Origin of the sequence: Micromonospora sp. ALFpr18c (assembly GCF_008868155.1) — a bacterium.
In the GTDB taxonomy this organism is placed as follows: domain Bacteria; phylum Actinomycetota; class Actinomycetes; order Mycobacteriales; family Micromonosporaceae; genus Micromonospora.
Genome location: NZ_WBKR01000131.1, coordinates 1 through 18,226, shown reverse-complemented (window position 1 = coordinate 18,226; position 18,226 = coordinate 1). Strand labels below are relative to the sequence as shown.

The window sequence follows — 18,226 nt, the reverse complement described above, 5'->3', positions numbered from 1 at the left end:
CGCGGGTCAGCCGCGCAGGCGTAGGCCGCGTGGGGTGGCCCGGAAGCCGGCGGCGGTCAGCGCGTCGCGCAGCGGTGAGGAGTGCACCGCCTCGCCGTCGGCCCGCTCCACCGACATCGCGCCCAACGCTCCGGAGTGGACGGCGTCGGCGAGCGCCTTGCCGGCCGCGGCGAGCGTGTCCGTGTCGTCGGTGAAGGAGAGCAGCGTCCGGCCGCCGCGCTCCACGTAGAGCACCAGGTCGCCACCGACCTGCACCACCAGCGCGCCCGCCTTGCGGCCGGCCCGGTGCCCGGTCGCCGGGGCGGCCCCGTCGCCGGAGTCGACCACCCGGTCCGGCCAGGGCAGCGCCGCGCCGTACGGGTTGGCCGGGTCGGTGGCGGCGAGCACCGTGGCCGGGGTACCGCGGCCCCGGGCACCGTCGGCCGGCTCGGCCAGGGCGCGCAGGCGGTCCACCGCGCCGGGGACCGCGAACTGCGCCGCGCCGAGCCCCTCGACGAAGTAGCCCCGGCGGGCCGCGCCGCGTTCCTCCAGCGCCGACAGCACCGGGTAGACCGCCGCGAACCCGCCGACCACCTGTTCGGCCATGACCGCGCCGCGGGTGACCACCCCGTGCCGCTCCAGCAGCACGTCGGCGAGAGCGGCGGCCCGCCGGGTCGGGTCGAGGTCCCGATCCGGCAGACGCGACCAGCGCCCGGCGACCGTCGGCGGGCCACCCCGGGTGGGCAGCGCCACCCGGCCCGGCCGCCGGTACCGGGTGCGGGGCGCGGACGGCCGGGAGCGGTGCGCGCCGCCAGCGCCGAGCACCGCGCGCAGCGGGGCGAGGGTGTCGTTGGTGAGGTGACCGGCCCAGACCAGGTCCCAGATGACGCCGGTCAGGGCGGCGTCGTCGGTCGAGCCCACCCGGTCGGCCAGCGGCCGGAAGAACAGCGCCTGCCCGTCGCCGAGCGCGTCGAGGACCGCGTCGTGCAGCGGGGTGCGGGTCAGCGCGTCGTCCGGCGGTGGGAGCAGCAACGGCGCGGCATCCGCGTACGCCAGGGTGACCCATCCGTCGCCGCCGGAGATCGCCCCCGACCCGGCCCACAGCACCTCCCCGCTGGCGCACAGCTCGTCGAGCTGTGCGGGGGAGTAGTCGGCGACCCGGCCGGGCAGCACCAGCCGTTCCAGGGCGGACGCCGGCACCGCCGCGCCCTGCAACTGCTCCACGGTGGCGGCGAGCGCCTCGACGCCCCGGGCCGACGAGCCGACCTGCTGCCAGCGGGGCAGGAACGTGGCCAACGCCCGGGGTGGCACCGGCTCGATCTCCCGGCGCAGCGCCGCGAGCGAGCGGCGACGCAGCATCCGCAGCACCTCTGCGTCGCACCACTGGGCGCCGGCGGAATCCGGGGTGAACTCCCCGGAGACCACCCGGCCGGTGGCGGCGAGACGGCGCAGCGCCTGCTCGACGACGAACACACCGAGCCCGAAGCGGGCCGCGCAACTCGCCGCGGCGAACGGCCCGTGCGTGCGGGCGTAACGGGCCACCAGGTCACCCAGGGGGTCGGCCACCGGCGCGAGGTACGCCTCGGCCACCCCGACCGGCAGCGCCACGCCGAGCGCGTCACGCAGCCGGGCGGCGTCCTCGACACCCACCCAGCGCTGCTCGCCGGCGATCCGCACCCGCAGTGCCCGTCGGCTGGCCTCCAGCTCGGTCAGCCAGGTCTCGGGCACACCCCGCCCGGTCAGCTCGGCGTCACTCAGGTCGCCGAGCACCCGCAGCAGCTCGACCACGTCCTCCGCGTCGCGGGGGCGGCGCTGCTCGGTCAGCCAGCGCAACTGCCGCTCGGTCTCGGTGAGCACCGCAGGGTCGAGCAACTCGCGCAGGTCGACGCGGCCGAGCAGCTCGCCGAGGAGCGTGGAGTCCAGGGCGAGCGCGGCGGCGCGGCGCTCGGCGAGCGGGGCGTCGCCCTCGTAGAGGAACGCGCCGACGTAACCGAAGAGCAGCGACCGGGCGAACGGGGACGGGGCGCTGGTCTCCACCTCGACCAGCCGGACCTTGCGGGTGGCCAGGTCACGCATCAGCCCGGCCAGCGCCGGCTGGTCGAAGACATCCTGGAGGCATTCCCGGGCGGCCTCCAGGGTGACCGGGAAGTCCGCGTACTCGCGGGCCACGTCGAGCAGTTGCGCGGCGCGTTGCCGCTGCTGCCACAGCGGCTGGCGGCGGCGCGGGTCGCGGCGGGGCAGCAGCAGCGACCGGGCGGCGCACTCGCGAAAGCGCGCGGCGAAGAGCGCGGACGTGCCGACCGACTCCTCGACCAGTTGGGTGATCTCGTCGGGCTCGAAGACCACCACGTCGGCGCCGGGCGGTTCGTCGGCGGTGTCCGGCAGGCGTATCACGATGCCGTCGTCGGAGGGCATCACCTGGGCGTCCACCCCGTACCGTTCGGCGAGCCGGCGGCCCACCGCGAGGGCCCACGGCCCGTTGACCCGCGCGCCGAGGACGCTGTGCACGGCGAGCCGCCAGTCGCCCAGCTCGTCGCGGAACCGCTCGACCACGATCGTGCGGTCGTCGGGCAGTGAGCGGGTGGCCTCCCGCTGGTCACGCAGGTACGCCATGAGGTTGCCGGCGGCCCAGTCGTCCAGCCCGCCGGACCGCAGCGCGGCCAGTGCCGCCTCGTCGCTCTGCCGCAGCAGACCGCGCACCCGGGCGCCGATGGCCCGACCCAGCTCCACGGGACGGCCCAGTTGGTCGCCCTTCCAGAACGGCATCCGCGCGGCCTGCCCGGGGGCCGGCGAGACCAGCACCCGGTCGGGGGTGATCTCCTCGATGCGCCACGAGGACGAGCCGAGCAGGAAGACGTCGCCGACCCGCGACTCGTAGACCATCTCCTCGTCCAGCTCGCCGACCCGGGCGGCCCGCTCGGCGCCGGCGAGGAACACTCCGAACAGCCCTCGGTCCGGGATGGTGCCGCCGCTGGTCACCGCGAGCCGTTGCGCGCCGGGGCGGCCGGTGAGCAGGTCGGCGGCCCGGTCCCAGACCAGCCGGGGGCGCAGCTCGGCGAACGCGGTGGACGGGTAGCGGCCGGAGAGCATGTCCAGGACGGCGTGCAGGGCGGAGTCGGGCAGCTCGGCGAAGGGCGCGGCCCGGCGGACCAGCACGGCCACGTCGCCGACCCGCCACGGCTCCAGCGCCACCATGGCGACGATCTGCTGGGCCAGCACGTCCAGCGGGTTGCGCGGGTAGTGCAGCTCCTCGATCGCGCCGTCGGTCATCCGCTCGGCGACCACCGCGCAGGAGAGCAGGTCACCGCGGTGCTTGGGGAAGACCACGCCGCGGGAGACCGCGCCCACCTGGTGCCCGGCGCGGCCGACCCGTTGCAGCCCGGCGGCCACGCTCGGCGGCGCCTCGATCTGCACCACCAGGTCGACCGCGCCCATGTCGATGCCCAGCTCCAGGCTGGAGGTGGCCACCACGGCCGGGAGCTGGCCGGACTTGAGCGCCTCCTCGATGTGCTTGCGCTCCTCGCGGGAGACGCTGCCGTGGTGGGCGCGGGCGATCACCGGCGCCGCGCCGGTGGCCGCACCGGACTGGGCCATCACCTCGGCCGGCGGACGGTTGCGCACCGGCCCCGCCGGGCCACCCCACCGCTGCGCGCCGGACGCCGGGCCGCCGTCACCCGCCGGGTCGTCGCCAGGCGACAACCCGTCCGGTACGCCGACCGCGTCGCCATCCGGCGCGGCGGCCACCTCCTCGGCGGCCAGCTCGTTGAGCCGCGCGCAGAGGCGTTCGGCGCTGCGGCGGGAGTTGGTGAAGACGATGGTGGAGCGGTGTTGGCCGATCAGCGTGAAGACGCGTTCCTCCACCGCCGGCCAGATCGAGGCGCGGCGTGGGCCGGGGCCGCCGAGGTCGTCCTCGGGTGGCTGCTCCTGCTTGTCGAGGCGGGTCATGTCCTCCACGGGGACCTGCACGCTGACCTCGATGGTCTTCGGCGTGGCCGGCTGCACGACGTCGACCGGGTGGGCGCCGCCGAGGAACCGGGCGCAGGCGTCGATCGGCCGGACGGTGGCGGAGAGACCGATCCGCTGCGCCGGGGCGGGCAGCAGCTCGTCGAGGCGTTCCAGCGAGAGGGCGAGGTGGGCGCCGCGTTTGCTGCCGGCCACCGCGTGCACCTCGTCGACGATCACCGTCTGGACGCCGCGCAGCGAATCCCGCGCCGCGGAGGTGAGCAGCAGGAACAGCGACTCGGGCGTGGTGATGAGGATGTCCGGTGGGGTGCGGGCGAAGGCCCGTCGTTCGTCGGCCGGGGTGTCGCCGGTGCGCGTGCCGACGGTGATCTCGGGTGGGGCGACGCCGAGCCGGGTGGCCGCCTGCCGGATGCCGGCCAGCGGGGCGCGCAGGTTGCGCTCCACGTCGACGGCGAGGGCCTTGAGCGGGCTGACGTAGAGCACCCGGCAGCGCTGTCGGGCCTCGGCCGGTGCCGGCTCGCGGGCCAGCCGGTCCAGTGACCAGAGGAACGCCGCGAGCGTCTTGCCGGAGCCGGTGGGCGCCACGACGAGGGCGTTGCGGCCGGCGGCGACGGACCGCCAGGCGCCGGTCTGGGCGGCGGTGGGGGCGGCGAAGGCGGCGTCGAACCAGGCGCGGGTGGCCGGGCCGAACCCGTCGAGCACGCCGGCCGTATCTTCGTCTGCCCCGGTCACCGCTCCATCGTGCTCCTCCGGTACGACAACCACGAACAGGCCAGGGTGTAATGTGTCCGGTCGTATGGCATAAGCACGAGATGCGTGCTTAATACGTTAAGTCTCACTTAACTGCTTGCTTGTGAGGAGCAACATAAAGTAACTTCACTCGCAACGCGAGCAGGTGGGAGGGATCGGATGGCCGGCGAGCAGCGGAACGTCGAACCCGGCACCGATGTGCTGATCCGCAAGGTCGACAGCCACCTCGCCACGCTCCGCGGTGGCCTGCACGGTCCCGAGCTGGAGCTCGCCGAACGACTCGCCCGCTGCCTGCGGGAGCTGGTCGTCTCCACCGCACAGGCCAGCGCCGCCGACCGCGGCCAGGTCCGTGCCGCCGTCCACTACTTCGTGTTGCGTCGGGAGAGCCGCGGCCGCCTGCTCTCGGTGCGGTCGCTGACCGCCGCGGAGCGGGTGGTCGACAAGGTCGCCCGCCAGCTCGGTCGGGTCGACCTGCTGGCCGAGCTGCACCGCGACCGCGCCGCCCTCGACGACGCGCTGCCCATCGGCGACGCCCTGCTGCGCTGACGGCCCCGGGCCACAGGCACCTCCCGACGACCACCGGGCGAATTCCGGCAAAACGGCCCGGCGGGCGACGAACTGTCGTCTGATCGCTGTCAGGCGCCACCGCTGCACGGGCGTCGGCCACCTCGATCGGGAGCGCGGGTGCTGGTACTGCTCATCCTCCACTTCGTGGCGGCCCTCGCCGCGCCGCTGCTCGTCCGGTGGTGGGGCACCCGCGCGTGCTACCCGTTGGCGTTGGCGCCGGCCGCCGCGTTCTGCTGGGCGGTGGCCCGCACCCCGGCCGTCGACGACGGCGGGGCGGTGGTCGAGACGTACCCGTGGATCGGGCAGTTGGGCCTCGACATCGCGTTACGGCTCACCACCCTGTCCTGGCTGATGACCCTGCTGATCGGCGGCGTCGGCGCGCTGATCCTGGTCTACAGCGCCCGCTACTTCGACACCGGCTCGCCCGGGTTGGCCCAGTACGCCGCCGTGCTGGTGGCGTTCGCCGGCGCGATGCTCCTCCTGGTCCTCGCCGACGACCTGCTGCTGCTCTACGTCGGCTGGGAGCTGACCACGATCTTCTCGTACCTGCTGATCGGGCACAGCACCGAGCGGCGCTCCAGCCGGTGGGCGGCGGCGCAGGCGCTGACCGTCACCACGCTCGGCGGGCTGTCCATGCTGGTCGGGTTCATCCTGCTCGGCGAGCACGCCGGCAGCTACCGCTGGTCGGAGATCGCCGCCCAGCCGCTGCCCGGTGGCGGCTACCTGATCACGGCGGTGCTGCTGATCCTGGCCGGCGCGCTGTCCAAGTCGGCGGTGCTGCCGTTCAACTCCTGGCTGCCGGTCGCGATGGCGGCGCCCACCCCGGTGAGCGCGTACCTGCACGCCGCCGCCATGGTCAAGGCCGGCGTCTACCTGCTCGGGCTGCTCGCGCCGGCGCTCGCCACGGTCGGACCGTGGCGGCCCGTCGTGCAGGTCGCCGGCCTGGCCACCATGCTGCTCGGCGGCTGGGCGGCGCTGCGGCAGACCGACCTGAAGCTGCTGCTGGCGTACGGCACGGTCAGTCAGCTCGGTCTGCTGGTGGCGGTGACCGGGTCCGGCACCCCGGACGCGGCCCTGGCCGGCGTCGCGATGCTGCTGGCGCACGCGCTGTTCAAGGCGGCGCTGTTCCTGGTCGTCGGGATCATCGATCACGGCGCCGGCACCCGCGATCTGCGCGAGTTGTCCGGGCTGCGGCACTGGTCCCGGCCGCTGTTCGTGGTCGCCGTGCTGGCCGCCGCGTCGATGGCCGGCGTGCCGCCGCTCGTCGGTTTCGTGGCCAAGGAGGCGGTGTTCGCGGCGTTCCTCGACCAGCCGGTGCTCCTCGCCGGCTTCGTCGCCGGGACGGTGCTCACCGTGGCGTACAGCGCCCGTTTCCTGTGGGGAGCGTTCAGTGACCGGTCGGGCGTGGAACCGGTGCACCCGCACCGGATCGCCGGTCCGATGCTCGCCCCGCCGGCCGTGCTGGCCGCTGTCGGGCTGCTCGCCGGCCCGGCCGCCGGCGGGTTGGACGGCCTGCTGCGCCCGTACGCCGACCTGCTCGGCCGGGTCGACGCGCACCTGGCGCTCTGGCCCGGACCGACGCCGGCGCTCGGCCTGTCCGTGCTGGCGCTCGTCGGCGGTGGTCTGCTCTTCGCCGCGCGCGGGCCGCTCGCCCCGGTGCTGGCGCGGCTCCGCTCACCGGTGAGGGGCAGCCAGGGGTACGAGTGGGTCGTGGGCCGGTTCGACCGGCTGGCCATCGAGGTGACCGGGGCGACGCAGCGCGGCTCCCTGCCGCAGTACCTGGGCATCATCCTGGTCACCCTCGTGCTGCTGCCCGGTGGGGCGATGCTCGCCGCCAGTCCGTGGCGGGCCCGGATCCCGCTCTGGGACAGCCCGCTGCAACCGGTGGTCGTCGTGGTGATCGCGGTGGCGGCGGTGCTGGCGGTCGGCGCCCGACGCCGGCTGACCGCGATGCTGCTGGTGGGGATGACCGGCTACGGCACCGCCATGCTGTTCGTCCTGCACGGCGCGCCCGATCTGGCGCTCACCCAGTTCCTGGTGGAGACCGCGACGATCGCCGTCTTCGTGCTGGTGCTGCGCCGCCTGCCGGAGCGGTTCTCGGCCCGCCCGCTGCGGCGCAGCCGGTGGACCCGCCGGGCGATCGGGGTCGCGGTGGGTGTGGTGGCCGCCGGGCTGTCGCTGGTCGCCGCCGGCGCCCGCCGGGCGCCGGACATCTCCGCCGTCTTCCCGGATCTGGCGGTGGTCCAGGGGTACGGCCGCAACGTGGTCAACGTGACCCTGGTCGACATCCGGGCCTGGGACACGATGGGCGAGATCGCCGTGCTGGTGGTGGCCGCGACCGGGGTCGCCAGTCTGATCTTCGAGCGGTCCCGCACCGGGCCACGACCGCGCCGGCCCGAGTCGGACTGGCGGGTGAACAGGCCGGGCCGGCCGGTGTGGCTGCGCGGCGGGCCGACCCTCTACGAGGAGCGCCGCTCGATCGTGCTGGAGGTGGTCATCCGGCTGATCTTCCACACCGTGGTGCTGTTCTCCCTGTTCCTGCTCTTCTCCGGGCACAACGCGCCGGGCGGCGGCTTCGCCGGTGGTCTGGTCGCGGGTCTCGCCCTGGCGGTCCGCTACCTGGCCGGTGGCCGGTACGAGCTGACCGAGGCGGCCCCGGTCGGTGCCGGTGTGGTCCTCGGCGCGGGGCTGGCCGTGTCGGTGGGCTCCGGCCTGGTGGCGCTGCTGCTGAGCGGGCAGGTGCTGGAGAGCGCGAAGGTCGAGCGGCCGCTGCCGCTGATCGGCGACGCGTACCTGGTCACCTCGATCTTCTTCGACATCGGCGTGTATCTGGTCGTGGTCGGGCTGGTGCTGGACATCCTGCGCAGTCTCGGCGCCGAGGTGGACCGGCACATCGAGGCCACCGGGGCCGCCGAGGGCGGACTGACCGTCGACAAGGGGGAGCGCGCGTGACCGAGGAGGGTGCTGGACCCACGCTGATCCTGGTGCTCGCGGTCGCGGTGCTGGTCGGCTGCGGGGTGATCCTGCTGCTGGAGCGCAGCCTGACCCGGATCCTGCTCGGCGTGATCCTGCTCGGCAACGGGGTGAATCTGCTGATCCTGCTGGGTGGCCGCTCTGGTGGGGCGCCGATCGTCGGCACCGGCCCGGTCGACGAGATGAGCGACCCGCTGCCGCAGGCCATGGTGCTGACCGCCATCGTGATCACGTTCGGGTTGACCGCGTTCCTGCTCGCCGTGGCGTACCGCAGCTGGTTTCTCAGCGGTGACGACGAGGTGCCCGACGACCTGGAGGACCGGCAGATCATCCGTCGGGCCGGCCGCAACGAGGTGGGGGCCGTCGACCTCGGCGGGGAGGGCCCGGACGGCGACCCGGAGCAGGTGGATCCCGAACCCGCCCGCCGCCGGCTGCGGCGTGGGGACGAGGCGTGATGGGTACGCTGCTGCCGCTGCCCGTGGTGGTGCCGCTGCTCGGTGCGGCGCTGACCCTGCTGCTGGCCACGCAACCCCGGATCCAGCGCGCGGTCAGCGTGCTCTGCCTGACCGGCACCTTCACCGTCGCGGTGCTGCTGCTGGTGCAGGCGTACCGGTACGGGCCGGTGGTGATGGTCGTGGGCGGCTGGCCGGCGCCGGTCGGCATCGTGCTGGTCGCCGACCAGCTCGCGGCGTTGATGCTGGTGGTCTCGTCGGCGGTGACCCTCTGCGTGCTGCTGTACTCGATCGGCCAGGGCCGCAGCGAGACGGGCGAGACCACGCCGGTGGTCATCTTCCACCCGACGTACCTGGTGCTCACCGCCGGTGTCACCAACGCGTTCCTCGCCGGTGACCTGTTCAACCTGTTCGTCGGCTTCGAGATCCTGCTGGTGGCGAGTTTCGTGCTGATCACCCTGGGCGGCACCGAGACCCGGATCCGGACCGGGTCGACGTACGTGGTGGTCAGCATCCTCTCCTCGATGATCTTCCTGACCGCGGTGGGGCTGGTGTACGGGGCCACCGGCACGCTCAACCTCGCCCAGCTCGCCCAGCGCCTGGACGCCCTGCCGGACAGGGTGCGGCTGGCCCTGCAACTGATGCTGCTGCTCGCCTTCGCCATCAAGGCGGCGGTCTTCCCGCTGTCGGCCTGGTTGCCGGACAGCTACCCGACGGCACCGGCCCCGGTCACCGCCGTGTTCGCCGGCCTGCTCACCAAGGTGGGTGTCTACGCGATCATCCGTACCGAGACGCTGCTCTTTCCCGGTGGGCAGGTGGACGGTCTGCTGATGGTCGTGGCGGGGCTGACCATGATGGTCGGCATCCTCGGCGCGGTGGCCCAGTCGGATTTGAAGCGGCTCTTCTCGTTCACCCTGGTCAGCCACATCGGCTACATGATCTTCGGGGTGGCGTTGAGCACCGCCGCCGGGCTCTCCGGGGCGATCTTCTACGTGGTGCACCACATCACCATCCAGACCACGTTGTTCCTGGTCGCGGGTCTGGTCGAGGAGCGGGCCGGCAGCACCGACCTGCGCCGCATCGGCGGGCTGGCGCGGGTGGCGCCGCTGCTCGGCGTGCTGTTCTTCGTCCCGGCGATGAATCTCGCCGGGGTGCCGCCGTTCTCCGGATTCCTCGGCAAGCTCGGGCTGCTCCAGGCCGGTGTGGCGGCCGGTGGGGCGCTGCCCGCCGTGCTGGTCGCCGCCGGCACGTTGACCAGCCTGCTCACCCTCTACGTCGCCTCCCGGGTGTGGAACATCGCCTTCTGGCGGGCGCCCCGGCTGGCCACCGCCGAACCCGTCGTCCAGCTTCCCCGGCTGATGGTCGGGGCCACCATCGCCCTCGTCGCGTTCGGGCTGGCGCTGACCGTGCTGGCGGGTCCGCTGTTCGACGTCACCGCCGACGCCGCCACCGACCTGCTGTCGCGTACGCCGTACGTGCGGGCTGTCCTGCCCGACGGTGTGTCGTGACGGGCCAGGGCGACGGCGACCCGGAGACCGCCGGCGAGCAGTCCGCCTCCCGACGTGGTCGGTTCGGGCGCTGGCGCGACCAGGCGGTGGCGCTCGGCTGGCTGGTGCTGGTCTGGAACCTGCTCTGGGGCGACATCAACTGGGCGAATCTGGTGAGTGGCCTGCTGGTGGGCAGCGCGGTGCTGGTGTTCTTCCCGTTGCCGGCGGTCACCTTCGGGGGCCGGCTGCGGCCCCGGGCGATGCTGGCGTTCGCGGGCCGCTTCGCCGTCGAGCTGGTCAGCGCGAGCCTGCACGTCGCCCGGATCGCCGTGCAGCCCGGCTACCGGCCGCGCGGGGCGATCATCGCGGTCCAGTTGCGGGTCCGTACGGACCTGAACCTGGCGCTCACCGCCGAGGCGGTCTCGCTGGTGCCCGGCACGCTGATCCTCGAGGTGGACCGGGAGTCCGCGACGCTCTACCTGCACGTGCTGGACACCCACGGGCCGCCGGATCTGGCCGCGGCCCGGGACCGCACGCTCGCCGTCGAGCGGCGGATCGTCCGGGCGGTGGGCTCCGCCGCCGAGTTGCGCCGGGTCGAGACCGACCCCGCCGAGAAGGGAACCTCCCCGTGATCACGTTCTTCGCCGTCGTCCTCACCGCCCTGCTGTCGGTGACCGCGCTGCTGGCGCTGGCCCGGCTCTACCGGGGCCCGTCGCTGCTGGACCGGGTCATCGCCGCGGACATGCTGCTCGCCACCATGGTCGGCGCGGTCGGCGCGGAGGCGGCGGTCAACCGGCACGCCACCACGCTGCCGGTGCTCGTGGTGCTCTCCCTGCTGGGGTTCGTCGGCTCGGTGTCGCTGGTCCGCTTCGCCGTCCGGGAGCAGGCGTGATCGCGACGGTCGCGGACTGGCTCGGCGCCGCCTGCCTGGTCACCGGCGCGCTGCTCGGCCTGGCCGCCGCGATTGGCGTGCTGCGCTTCCCGGACGCCCTGTCCCGGATGCACGCGGCCACCAAACCGCAGGTGCTCGGGGTGCTCCTGCTGCTGATCGGCATCGCCCTGCGGCTGCGCTCCGGAGCCGACCTCGGCATGATCGCGCTGGTGGCGGTGTTCCAGCTGGCGACCGCGCCGGTCGCGGCGCAGATGATCGGCAGGGCGGCGTACCGGTCCGGCCGGCTGAACCGGGACCTGCTCGACGCCGACGACCTGGCCGGGCGCGGGTCGGGGGGCGGTTCGGCGGGGCCGGCCTGACCGCGGTCGGCACGGATGAACGGGACGATCGGCCGCCTTCGGGCCACCCCCAGCGGAGTCCCAGCCAGCGCCGATAAAATGACGGCATGATCGACTCTTCTGCCCAGGAGGGCAGCAGTAGCCAGCCGGGTCGTGCCCGGCATCTTCCCGTTCCGACGACCCCGGGAGCCCTGAGCGACCCGTGTTGATCGTCGTCGGTCTCCTTCTGATCATCGTGCTCACCGCCGCCACCGGCTACTTCGTGGCGCAGGAGTTCGGCTACGTCGCCGTCGACCGGGGCAAGCTCCGCCAGCTCGCCGACGACGGCGACGAGGCAGCCGCCCGCGCGCTGACCGTCACCAGCCGGCTCTCCTTCATGCTCTCCGGCGCCCAGCTGGGCATCACCGTCACCGCCCTGCTGGTCGGTTACGTGGCCGAGCCGTACCTCGGCGGTGGTCTCGCCGAGCTGTTCGGCGTGGCCGGCGTCGGCGAATCGGTCAGCCTGCCGCTGTCGGTGGCACTGGCCCTGATCCTCGCCACCGTGGTCCAGATGGTCCTCGGTGAGCTGGCCCCGAAGAACCTGGCCATCGCGCGGGCCGAGCCGGTGGCCCGGGCGCTGAGCCGGTCCACCCTCATCTACCTCGCCGTCGCCGGGCCGGTGATCCGGCTCTTCGACCGGGCGTCGGTACGGCTGCTACGCCGCATCGGCATCGAACCGATCGAGGAACTGCCCAGCGGGGCCACCCCCGCCGACCTGGAGCAGATCATCGCCGAGTCCCGCGAGGAGGGCAGCCTCGACGCCGAGATGTCCACGCTGCTCGACCGGGGGCTCGACTTCCGTGAACTCACCGCCGGCGAGGCCATGGTGCCCCGGGTCGACGTGCACACCGTACGGGCGCACGAGCCGGTGAGCCGGGTGGTCGAGTTGCTGGACACCGGCCACTCCCGGTTCCCGGTCCGCGGTGCGGAGGGCGTCGACGACCTGATCGGCATCGTCGGCATCGCCGACGTGCTCGGCGTACCCCCGGGCGAGCGGGCCACCACCCCGGTGAGCGCGGTGGCGGGGCCGCCGCTGCTGGTGCCGGAGACGTTGCCGCTGCCCACCGTGCTCGACCGGCTGCGGTCCGGGCATCGGCAGATGGCGTGCGTGGTCGACGAGTACGGCGGCTTCGCCGGCGTGATCACGCTGGAGGACATCGCCGAGGAGCTGGTCGGCCCGATCCGCGACGAGGACGACCCGCCGGAGCGGGCACCCGCCCGGCAGGACGACGGGTCGTGGGTGGTGCCGGCCCGCTGGCGGATCGACGAGGTCGCCGACAGCACCGGTATCGCGTTGCCCGAGGCCCCGGAGTACGACACTCTCTCCGGTCTGGTGATGCGGGAGTTGGGCCGGGTGCCGGAGGTCGGTGACCGGCTGGAGATCAGGCTGTTGCCCGAGGGCGCCGACGCCGACGACGGCGAGGCGGAGCCCCGCGCGCTGGTCGAGGTGCTGGCCGTGGACCGGCACGTCGCCGACTCGGTACGGCTGGCGCTGAGCAGGCCGGAGGCCGCCGCATGAGCCCCGGCATCGCGCTGTTCAGCTCGGTGATCCTGCTGGCGCTGAACGGGTTCTTCGTGGCCGCCGAGTTCGCCCTGGTGGCCAGCAAGCGGTACCGCCTGGAGCAGGCGGCGGCGAGCGGCGGGCGGGCGGCCCGCGCGGCGCTGGACGGTGTCCGCGAGCTGTCGCTGATGTTGGCCGGCGCGCAGCTCGGCATCACCCTGTGCACCCTGGGGCTCGGCGCGCTGGCCGAGCCGGCCATCGAGCATCTGATCAGCCCGCTGCTGCACGCGGTGGGTCTGCCGGACGCGCCCAGCCATCTGATCGCCCTGCTCTTCGCCCTCGGGCTGGTCACCTTCCTGCACCTGGTGGTGGGGGAGATGGCACCGAAGTCGTGGGCGATCACCGACGCCGAACGCTCGGCGACGCTGCTCGCGTTGCCGTTCCGCGCCTTCGCGCGGGTGTCCCGGCCGGTGCTGTCCGCGCTCAACGCGCTGGCCAACGCGATCCTGCGGTTGTTCGGGGTCAACCAGCAGGACCAGCTCGCCCAGGTGCACGGCCCGGACGAGCTGCGGATCCTGCTGGAGCAGTCCCGCGAGCACGGACTGCTCGGCGCCGAGCAGCACCAGTTGCTGACCAGCATGCTGGAGCTGCAGGGCACGTCGGTGGCACAGGTGATGGAACCGTTCGCCACCATGGTGACCGTCCGCCGCGACGACCCGGCCCAGCGGATCGAGGAGGTCAGCCGGGACAGCGGGCGCTCCCGGCTGGCGGTGCTGGACGAGGCGGGCGACGTCTGCGGTCTGGTGCACGTCCGGGAGGCGGTGCGGGTGGTCACCACCGGTCGCGTCGCCACCGCCGCGGAGCTGATGACGCCCGCGTTCACCCTGCCCGCGACGTCCTCGGTCACCGAGGCGGTGGCGGCGATGCGGGCCCGGCAGTCACAGCTCGCGCTGGTGCGCAACGGCGGCGGCCCGGCCCGGCCGATCGGGTTCGTGGCGCTGGAGGACCTGCTGGAAGAGGTCATCGGCGAGTTCGACGACGAAACCGACACGGTCCCGCGCGGGCGGCGACTCCGCTGAGGCACCGACCCGGCCGTGCCTCGGCACGGCCGGGTCAGCCGGCGGGCTTGAGGTGACCGCCACCGGGTAGGCGCGCCTGCGGGGCCTCGGCCCGGAAGGGGGGCGCGCGGTGCGGCTGACCGGGGTGTCGCGGGAGTCCGGCTGGACCGGGCTGTCCGTGCAGACCACGCTTCCCAACCCGAGCACCCGTCCGGGCCTGCGCCTGCCGGGGCGGGTGACCCTGGCCGCCGGGCCGGAGGACGTGCTCGTACGCCACATCCGGCTGGGCCTGGTCACGACTCTCGAACCGGACGACCCGGGCGCGCCGCGGCGTCTGGTGCAGTTCCACCAGGTGCCCATCGCCGGCCGGTTCGTCGTGCCGGCGGGCCGCCGGCGGGCGGTGGACTTCGCGATGCCGCTGCCGTGGGAGACCCCGCTGACCACGTTCGGCGGGGTGCCCCTGCTGAGTCTGCGGATGGGACTGCGGACCGAGGTGTCCGTCGACCCGGATCTGGACCAGGGGGCCATGGTGCCGGTCTTCGTGCATCCGGTCCCCACCCAGCAGCACGTGCTGGCGGCGCTGGACACGCTGGGCTTCATGATTCGTCAGGCGGGTTTGCAGGAGGGTGGCCTGCCCGGCGTGGAGCACACCCTGCCGTTGAACCAGCGGTGGGGGTACTGGGTGGGGCCGCTGTACGCGGGGCCGATCACCGAGCTGGAGCTGATCTTCGTGACCAACTCGGCGGGCCTGGAGGCGATCCTGTGGATGGATCGCCGGCTGGCGCTGGCCGGGATCACGCACCAGAGCATCAGCCGGTTCCGGATCTGGCACGAGGATGCCGATCGGCGGGACTGGGTCGCCACCGTGGACGGCTGGATCCGCCAGGCGATCAACCGGCACGCCGCCGCGGCCGCGCACGCCGACTGGTCCGCGCAGATCGCCGGGTCGGCCCACGTCAGCCGCCACCCCGACCAGCCGATCCGACCGGGTTACGGCCTGGGCGGCACCGCCGGCAGCGCCGGCGTAGGAGGCGGCGGCTCCGGTGGCGACGGCACCTAAAACCCCCATGCCCGCCCTCATCACGCCACCGGTGTTGTCCGGCGAAGCCTCTCGCGCAGCCTGGCCTGTGCGCTCGGCCACTCGTCGACGGTCATCGCGTACTGCACGGTGTCCCGCCAGGAGCCGTCCGGGCGTTGCCGGTGCATCCGCAGGACCCCCTCGCGGGTGGCGCCGAGGCGTTCGATGGCCGCCTGGGAGCGAACGTTGCGGATGTCGGTGTGCCAGACCACCCGTACCGCGCCGAGGTCGTCGAAGGCCCGGCCGAGCAGCAGCAGCTTGGCCTCGGTGTTGATCCCGGTACGCCACCAGGGGCGGCCGAGGAAGGTGTGCCCGATCGCCACGGACCGCCGCTCCGGATCGATTTCGTAGTACGAGGTGGTGCCGACCACCACCCCGGTGGTCACGCTGCGCTGCGCCCAGGCCACCCGTTCGCCGCGGTGCTGGGCGGCCAGGGCACCGGCGATGACGTCCGCGGTGCCGGCCGGCGCGCTGGGCCGGGCGACGGTCAGGTGCCGCCACACCTCGTCGTCGGCGGTGGCGGTGTGCAGGTCGTCGGCATGCGCCGCCTCCAGCGGCTCCAGCCGGACGTGTTCGCCGTGCAGTGGCACCGGGTCGTGCCAGGGCGTGCGGGCGGCCCGCAGGTACGCCGGCAGCGGCGCGGTGACCCCGTCGGCGGTCTCGGGCGGCCCGGCGGTCAGCCGCAGCGGCAGGACGCCGGCCCAGTGCGGCAGGTGCAGGTCGGCCTCGTCCTCGCGGACCCCGCCGGTGCGGGCGCGGACGGACACCTCGCGCAGCGGCAACGCCAGCACGGCGGTCTCGGCCAGCTCGCGCCGGCTGGGCGGGCGGGTGTCCGTGCTGCGTCCCGCGCCGACCTTCTCGACCAGCGCGGTGAGCATGGCGGTCTTCTCCCGCTCGTCGGTGACCAGTCGGGCGGTGCCGTGTGCGACGACCGAGCGGTAGTTGGCGCTGTGGTGGAACTGGGAGCGGGCGTAGACCAGCCCGTCGAGCAGAGTCACCGTGACGCAGGCCGGCAGCCCGTCGTCGCGGGCGGCGAGCAGGGGTCGGCTGCCGGTGGAGCCGTGCAGGTAGAGCGTGTCGCCGACGCGGACGTGCAGGGTGGGCAGCACCCGTGGCTGGCCGTCCACGGTGAACCCGAGGGCGCAGTGGTACGCCTCGTCGAGCACGGCGTGTGCCGTTTCCCGGTCGTAGCTCATCTTGTCGCGGGAGCGGTTGGGGATGGTGCGGGCGGTGGGTGGGTACATGCTCGCCCCTTTGTTCTAGTACAATCTCTGATTTGTGTCAGCACGCTATCAGTTCGCCGGCGCGACGGCCGTCGCGATTTCGGCCAGCATCGAGTCGGGCATCCGTACCGACGCCCTGCCACCCGGGACGGCGCTGCCACCGGTGCGCGCCCTCGCCACCGAGCTGGGCGTCAGCCCCGCCACCGTCGCCCGCGCCTACCAGGAGCTGCGCCAGCGCGGCCTGCTCGCCACCGCCGGGCGGCACGGCACCCGGGTGCGCCCCCGCCCTCCGGTGGCCGCCCGTCGGTCCGCGCTGCGCCCGCCGCCGCTGCCCGGGGCTCGTGACCTGTCCCGGGGCGAGCCCGACCCCCGGTCGCTGCCCCCGCTCGCTCCACACCTGGCGGCACTCGCCGCCGACGCGGGCGCGTCGATCGGCTACTCCGACGCCGGTGTGCTGCCCGAACTGGCCGAGGCGGCCCGTGCCCGCCTGAACGCCGACGGCGTACCCGCCGGTGAGCTGACCCTCACCGGCGGCGCTCTGGACGGCATCGAGCGGCTGCTCGGCGCCCACCTGCGCCCCGGCGACGCGGTCGCGGTGGAGGATCCGGGCTGGGCCAACCTGCTCGACCTGGTGGCGGCGCTGGGGCTGCGCCCGATCGGCGTACCCCTCGACGACGAGGGGCCACTGGTGGCCGGGGTGGCCTCCGCGCTCGCCGCCGGGGCGCGGGCGCTGGTGGTCACCAGCCGGGCGCAGAATCCGACCGGCGCCGCCGTCTCCGCCGCCCGCGCCGATGCGCTGCGGGACCTGCTCGCCGATCGGCCGGATCTGCTGCTGATCGAGGACGATCACGCCGCCGAGCTGGCCCGCGTACCCCTGCACCCGCTGGCCGGTGCGACGCGGAGCTGGGCCTTCCTGCGCTCGGTGAGCAAGCCCTTCGGCCCGGATCTGCGGCTGGCCGTGCTGGCCGGCGACGAGACCACCGTGGCGCGGGTGACCGGCCGGACGCGGGTGGGTGCCGGCTGGGTCTCCACCGTGCTGCAACGGCTGGTCCTCGCCCTCTGGCGGGATCCGGCGGTCGGCGAGCTGGTGGAGCGGGCGGCGGAGAGCTACGAGCGGCGGCGCGAGGGGCTGCTGGCCGCGCTGGCGGAGCACGGCCTGACCGCGCACGGCCGGAGCGGCATCAACGTCTGGCTGCCGGTCGCGGACGAGACCAGCGCGGTGACCACGCTGCGCGACGCCGGCTGGGCGGTGGCCCCCGGCGCCCTCTACCGGATCGCCTCACCACCAGCCGTCCGCATCACCGTCAGCCCTCTGTCCGTGACGGATCTGCCTCCCCTGGCCGCCGCCCTGGCCCGGGCCGCCCATCCCACCCCGCCCGCTGGCTTCACCACCTGAGCCTCAAGATCGCGAGGATTCTGGACGGTTGGAACGAGCCAGCGCAGCACCGATTATGATCATGTCTTGGGCGTGCTCGACGTGCGCCAGTGTGAGGCAGTGGACGCGTGCGACCGGCGGTTCCTGCCATGTGTGGTGACCGACCGCGACGACCACCGGTCGGTCACCACATTGGCCGCCCTGGGATCGACGGCACCTGAAGGTACGCCGTGGCGCTCGACGTCTGAGGACGCGCAGCGGCGGCGGCTGACGACTGAGGGCGCCCTCCGGAGGTCGACGACCGAGAATGCGCAGCGGCCATGTCCCACGTACGAGAATGAGCTTGCGCAGTGGACGCAGGAAGGTGCTCGGGAGGCACACGAGACCAACCGGGCGTTTGGGAGTGCCCCGAAGGCGCTTGGTAGTGCCAAATAGGGGGGTCAAGGGGGTGCCCGGCGGGCGGACGGGATTGCCCAAGGGTCGGTCCAGGGTGCGCAACGGGCGGTCGAGGGGTCTGTCCGCTGTACCACTGACGAGGGTGCTCAACGGGC

13 protein-coding genes are annotated in these 18,226 nt (G+C 73.9%); 11 read left to right on the top strand and 2 right to left on the bottom strand.

Annotated features, from left to right (window positions below; translation table 11 throughout):
- Window positions 1–6 precede the first annotated feature (6 nt).
- Window positions 7–4,674 carry an ATP-dependent helicase gene (locus F8271_RS21320; RefSeq protein ID WP_151491597.1) on the bottom strand — a complete coding sequence of 1,556 codons (4,668 nt, stop codon included), beginning with the start codon at window positions 4,672–4,674 and terminating at the stop codon, window positions 7–9.
- 177 nt (window positions 4,675–4,851) lie between these two features.
- Here F8271_RS21320 and F8271_RS21315 point away from each other — a divergent pair, with 177 nt between their 5' ends.
- The 10 genes from F8271_RS21315 to F8271_RS21270 all read left to right on the top strand — a co-directional run bounded on the left by F8271_RS21315 (window position 4,852) and on the right by F8271_RS21270 (window position 15,059).
- Window positions 4,852–5,238, top strand: a complete 387-nt coding sequence (locus F8271_RS21315; protein ID WP_151491596.1) for a hypothetical protein — start codon at window positions 4,852–4,854, stop codon at window positions 5,236–5,238.
- 138 nt (window positions 5,239–5,376) lie between these two features.
- On the top strand, window positions 5,377–8,211 hold the full coding sequence (locus tag F8271_RS21310; RefSeq protein WP_151491595.1) for a Na+/H+ antiporter subunit A: 2,835 nt from the start codon (window positions 5,377–5,379) through the stop codon (window positions 8,209–8,211).
- Window positions 8,208–8,687: a Na(+)/H(+) antiporter subunit C gene (locus tag F8271_RS21305; protein ID WP_151491594.1), complete on the top strand. Its 480-nt coding sequence runs from the start codon at window positions 8,208–8,210 to the stop codon at window positions 8,685–8,687. Before F8271_RS21310 ends, F8271_RS21305 begins: the two co-directional genes overlap by 4 nt.
- A complete protein-coding gene (locus tag F8271_RS21300) occupies window positions 8,687–10,192 on the top strand; it encodes a Na+/H+ antiporter subunit D (RefSeq protein ID WP_151491593.1) in 1,506 nt (501 codons plus the stop codon). The genes F8271_RS21305 and F8271_RS21300 overlap by 1 nt, the downstream gene beginning before the upstream one ends.
- Complete coding sequence (locus tag F8271_RS21295; protein WP_151491592.1) at window positions 10,189–10,803, top strand: Na+/H+ antiporter subunit E; 615 nt, start codon at window positions 10,189–10,191, stop codon at window positions 10,801–10,803. The genes F8271_RS21300 and F8271_RS21295 overlap by 4 nt, the downstream gene beginning before the upstream one ends.
- A complete protein-coding gene (locus tag F8271_RS21290) occupies window positions 10,800–11,063 on the top strand; it encodes a monovalent cation/H+ antiporter complex subunit F (protein ID WP_370461942.1) in 264 nt (87 codons plus the stop codon). Before F8271_RS21295 ends, F8271_RS21290 begins: the two co-directional genes overlap by 4 nt.
- Window positions 11,063–11,422, top strand: a complete 360-nt coding sequence (gene mnhG, locus F8271_RS21285; protein ID WP_151491598.1) for a monovalent cation/H(+) antiporter subunit G — start codon at window positions 11,063–11,065, stop codon at window positions 11,420–11,422. The genes F8271_RS21290 and mnhG overlap by 1 nt, the downstream gene beginning before the upstream one ends.
- Window positions 11,423–11,603: 181 nt before the next feature.
- Window positions 11,604–12,959, top strand: a complete 1,356-nt coding sequence (locus tag F8271_RS21280; protein ID WP_151491591.1) for a hemolysin family protein — start codon at window positions 11,604–11,606, stop codon at window positions 12,957–12,959.
- Window positions 12,956–14,020 carry a hemolysin family protein gene (locus F8271_RS21275; RefSeq protein WP_151491590.1) on the top strand — a complete coding sequence of 355 codons (1,065 nt, stop codon included), beginning with the start codon at window positions 12,956–12,958 and terminating at the stop codon, window positions 14,018–14,020. The genes F8271_RS21280 and F8271_RS21275 overlap by 4 nt, the downstream gene beginning before the upstream one ends.
- A gap of 109 nt (window positions 14,021–14,129) precedes the next feature.
- Window positions 14,130–15,059: a sporulation protein gene (locus tag F8271_RS21270; protein ID WP_151491589.1), complete on the top strand. Its 930-nt coding sequence runs from the start codon at window positions 14,130–14,132 to the stop codon at window positions 15,057–15,059.
- 20 nt (window positions 15,060–15,079) lie between these two features.
- On the opposite strand, the gene F8271_RS21265 is transcribed toward F8271_RS21270, so the two are convergent.
- Complete coding sequence (locus tag F8271_RS21265; protein ID WP_151491588.1) at window positions 15,080–16,321, bottom strand: bifunctional pyridoxamine 5'-phosphate oxidase family protein/GNAT family N-acetyltransferase; 1,242 nt, start codon at window positions 16,319–16,321, stop codon at window positions 15,080–15,082.
- 34 nt (window positions 16,322–16,355) lie between these two features.
- Here F8271_RS21265 and F8271_RS21260 point away from each other — a divergent pair, with 34 nt between their 5' ends.
- Window positions 16,356–17,696: an aminotransferase class I/II-fold pyridoxal phosphate-dependent enzyme gene (locus F8271_RS21260; RefSeq protein WP_151491587.1), complete on the top strand. Its 1,341-nt coding sequence runs from the start codon at window positions 16,356–16,358 to the stop codon at window positions 17,694–17,696.
- The last annotated feature ends 530 nt before the right edge of the window (window positions 17,697–18,226 follow it).

Excerpts from the sequence above, each read along its gene's own strand:
- F8271_RS21315 (WP_151491596.1), top strand. The coding sequence starts at position 4,852 with ATGGCCGGCGAGCAGCGGAACGTCGAACCCGGCACCGATGTGCTGATC.
- F8271_RS21300 (WP_151491593.1), top strand. The coding sequence starts at position 8,687 with ATGGGTACGCTGCTGCCGCTGCCCGTGGTGGTGCCGCTGCTCGGTGCG.
- F8271_RS21275 (WP_151491590.1), top strand. The coding sequence starts at position 12,956 with ATGAGCCCCGGCATCGCGCTGTTCAGCTCGGTGATCCTGCTGGCGCTG.
- F8271_RS21265 (WP_151491588.1), bottom strand. The coding sequence starts at position 16,321 with ATGTACCCACCCACCGCCCGCACCATCCCCAACCGCTCCCGCGACAAG.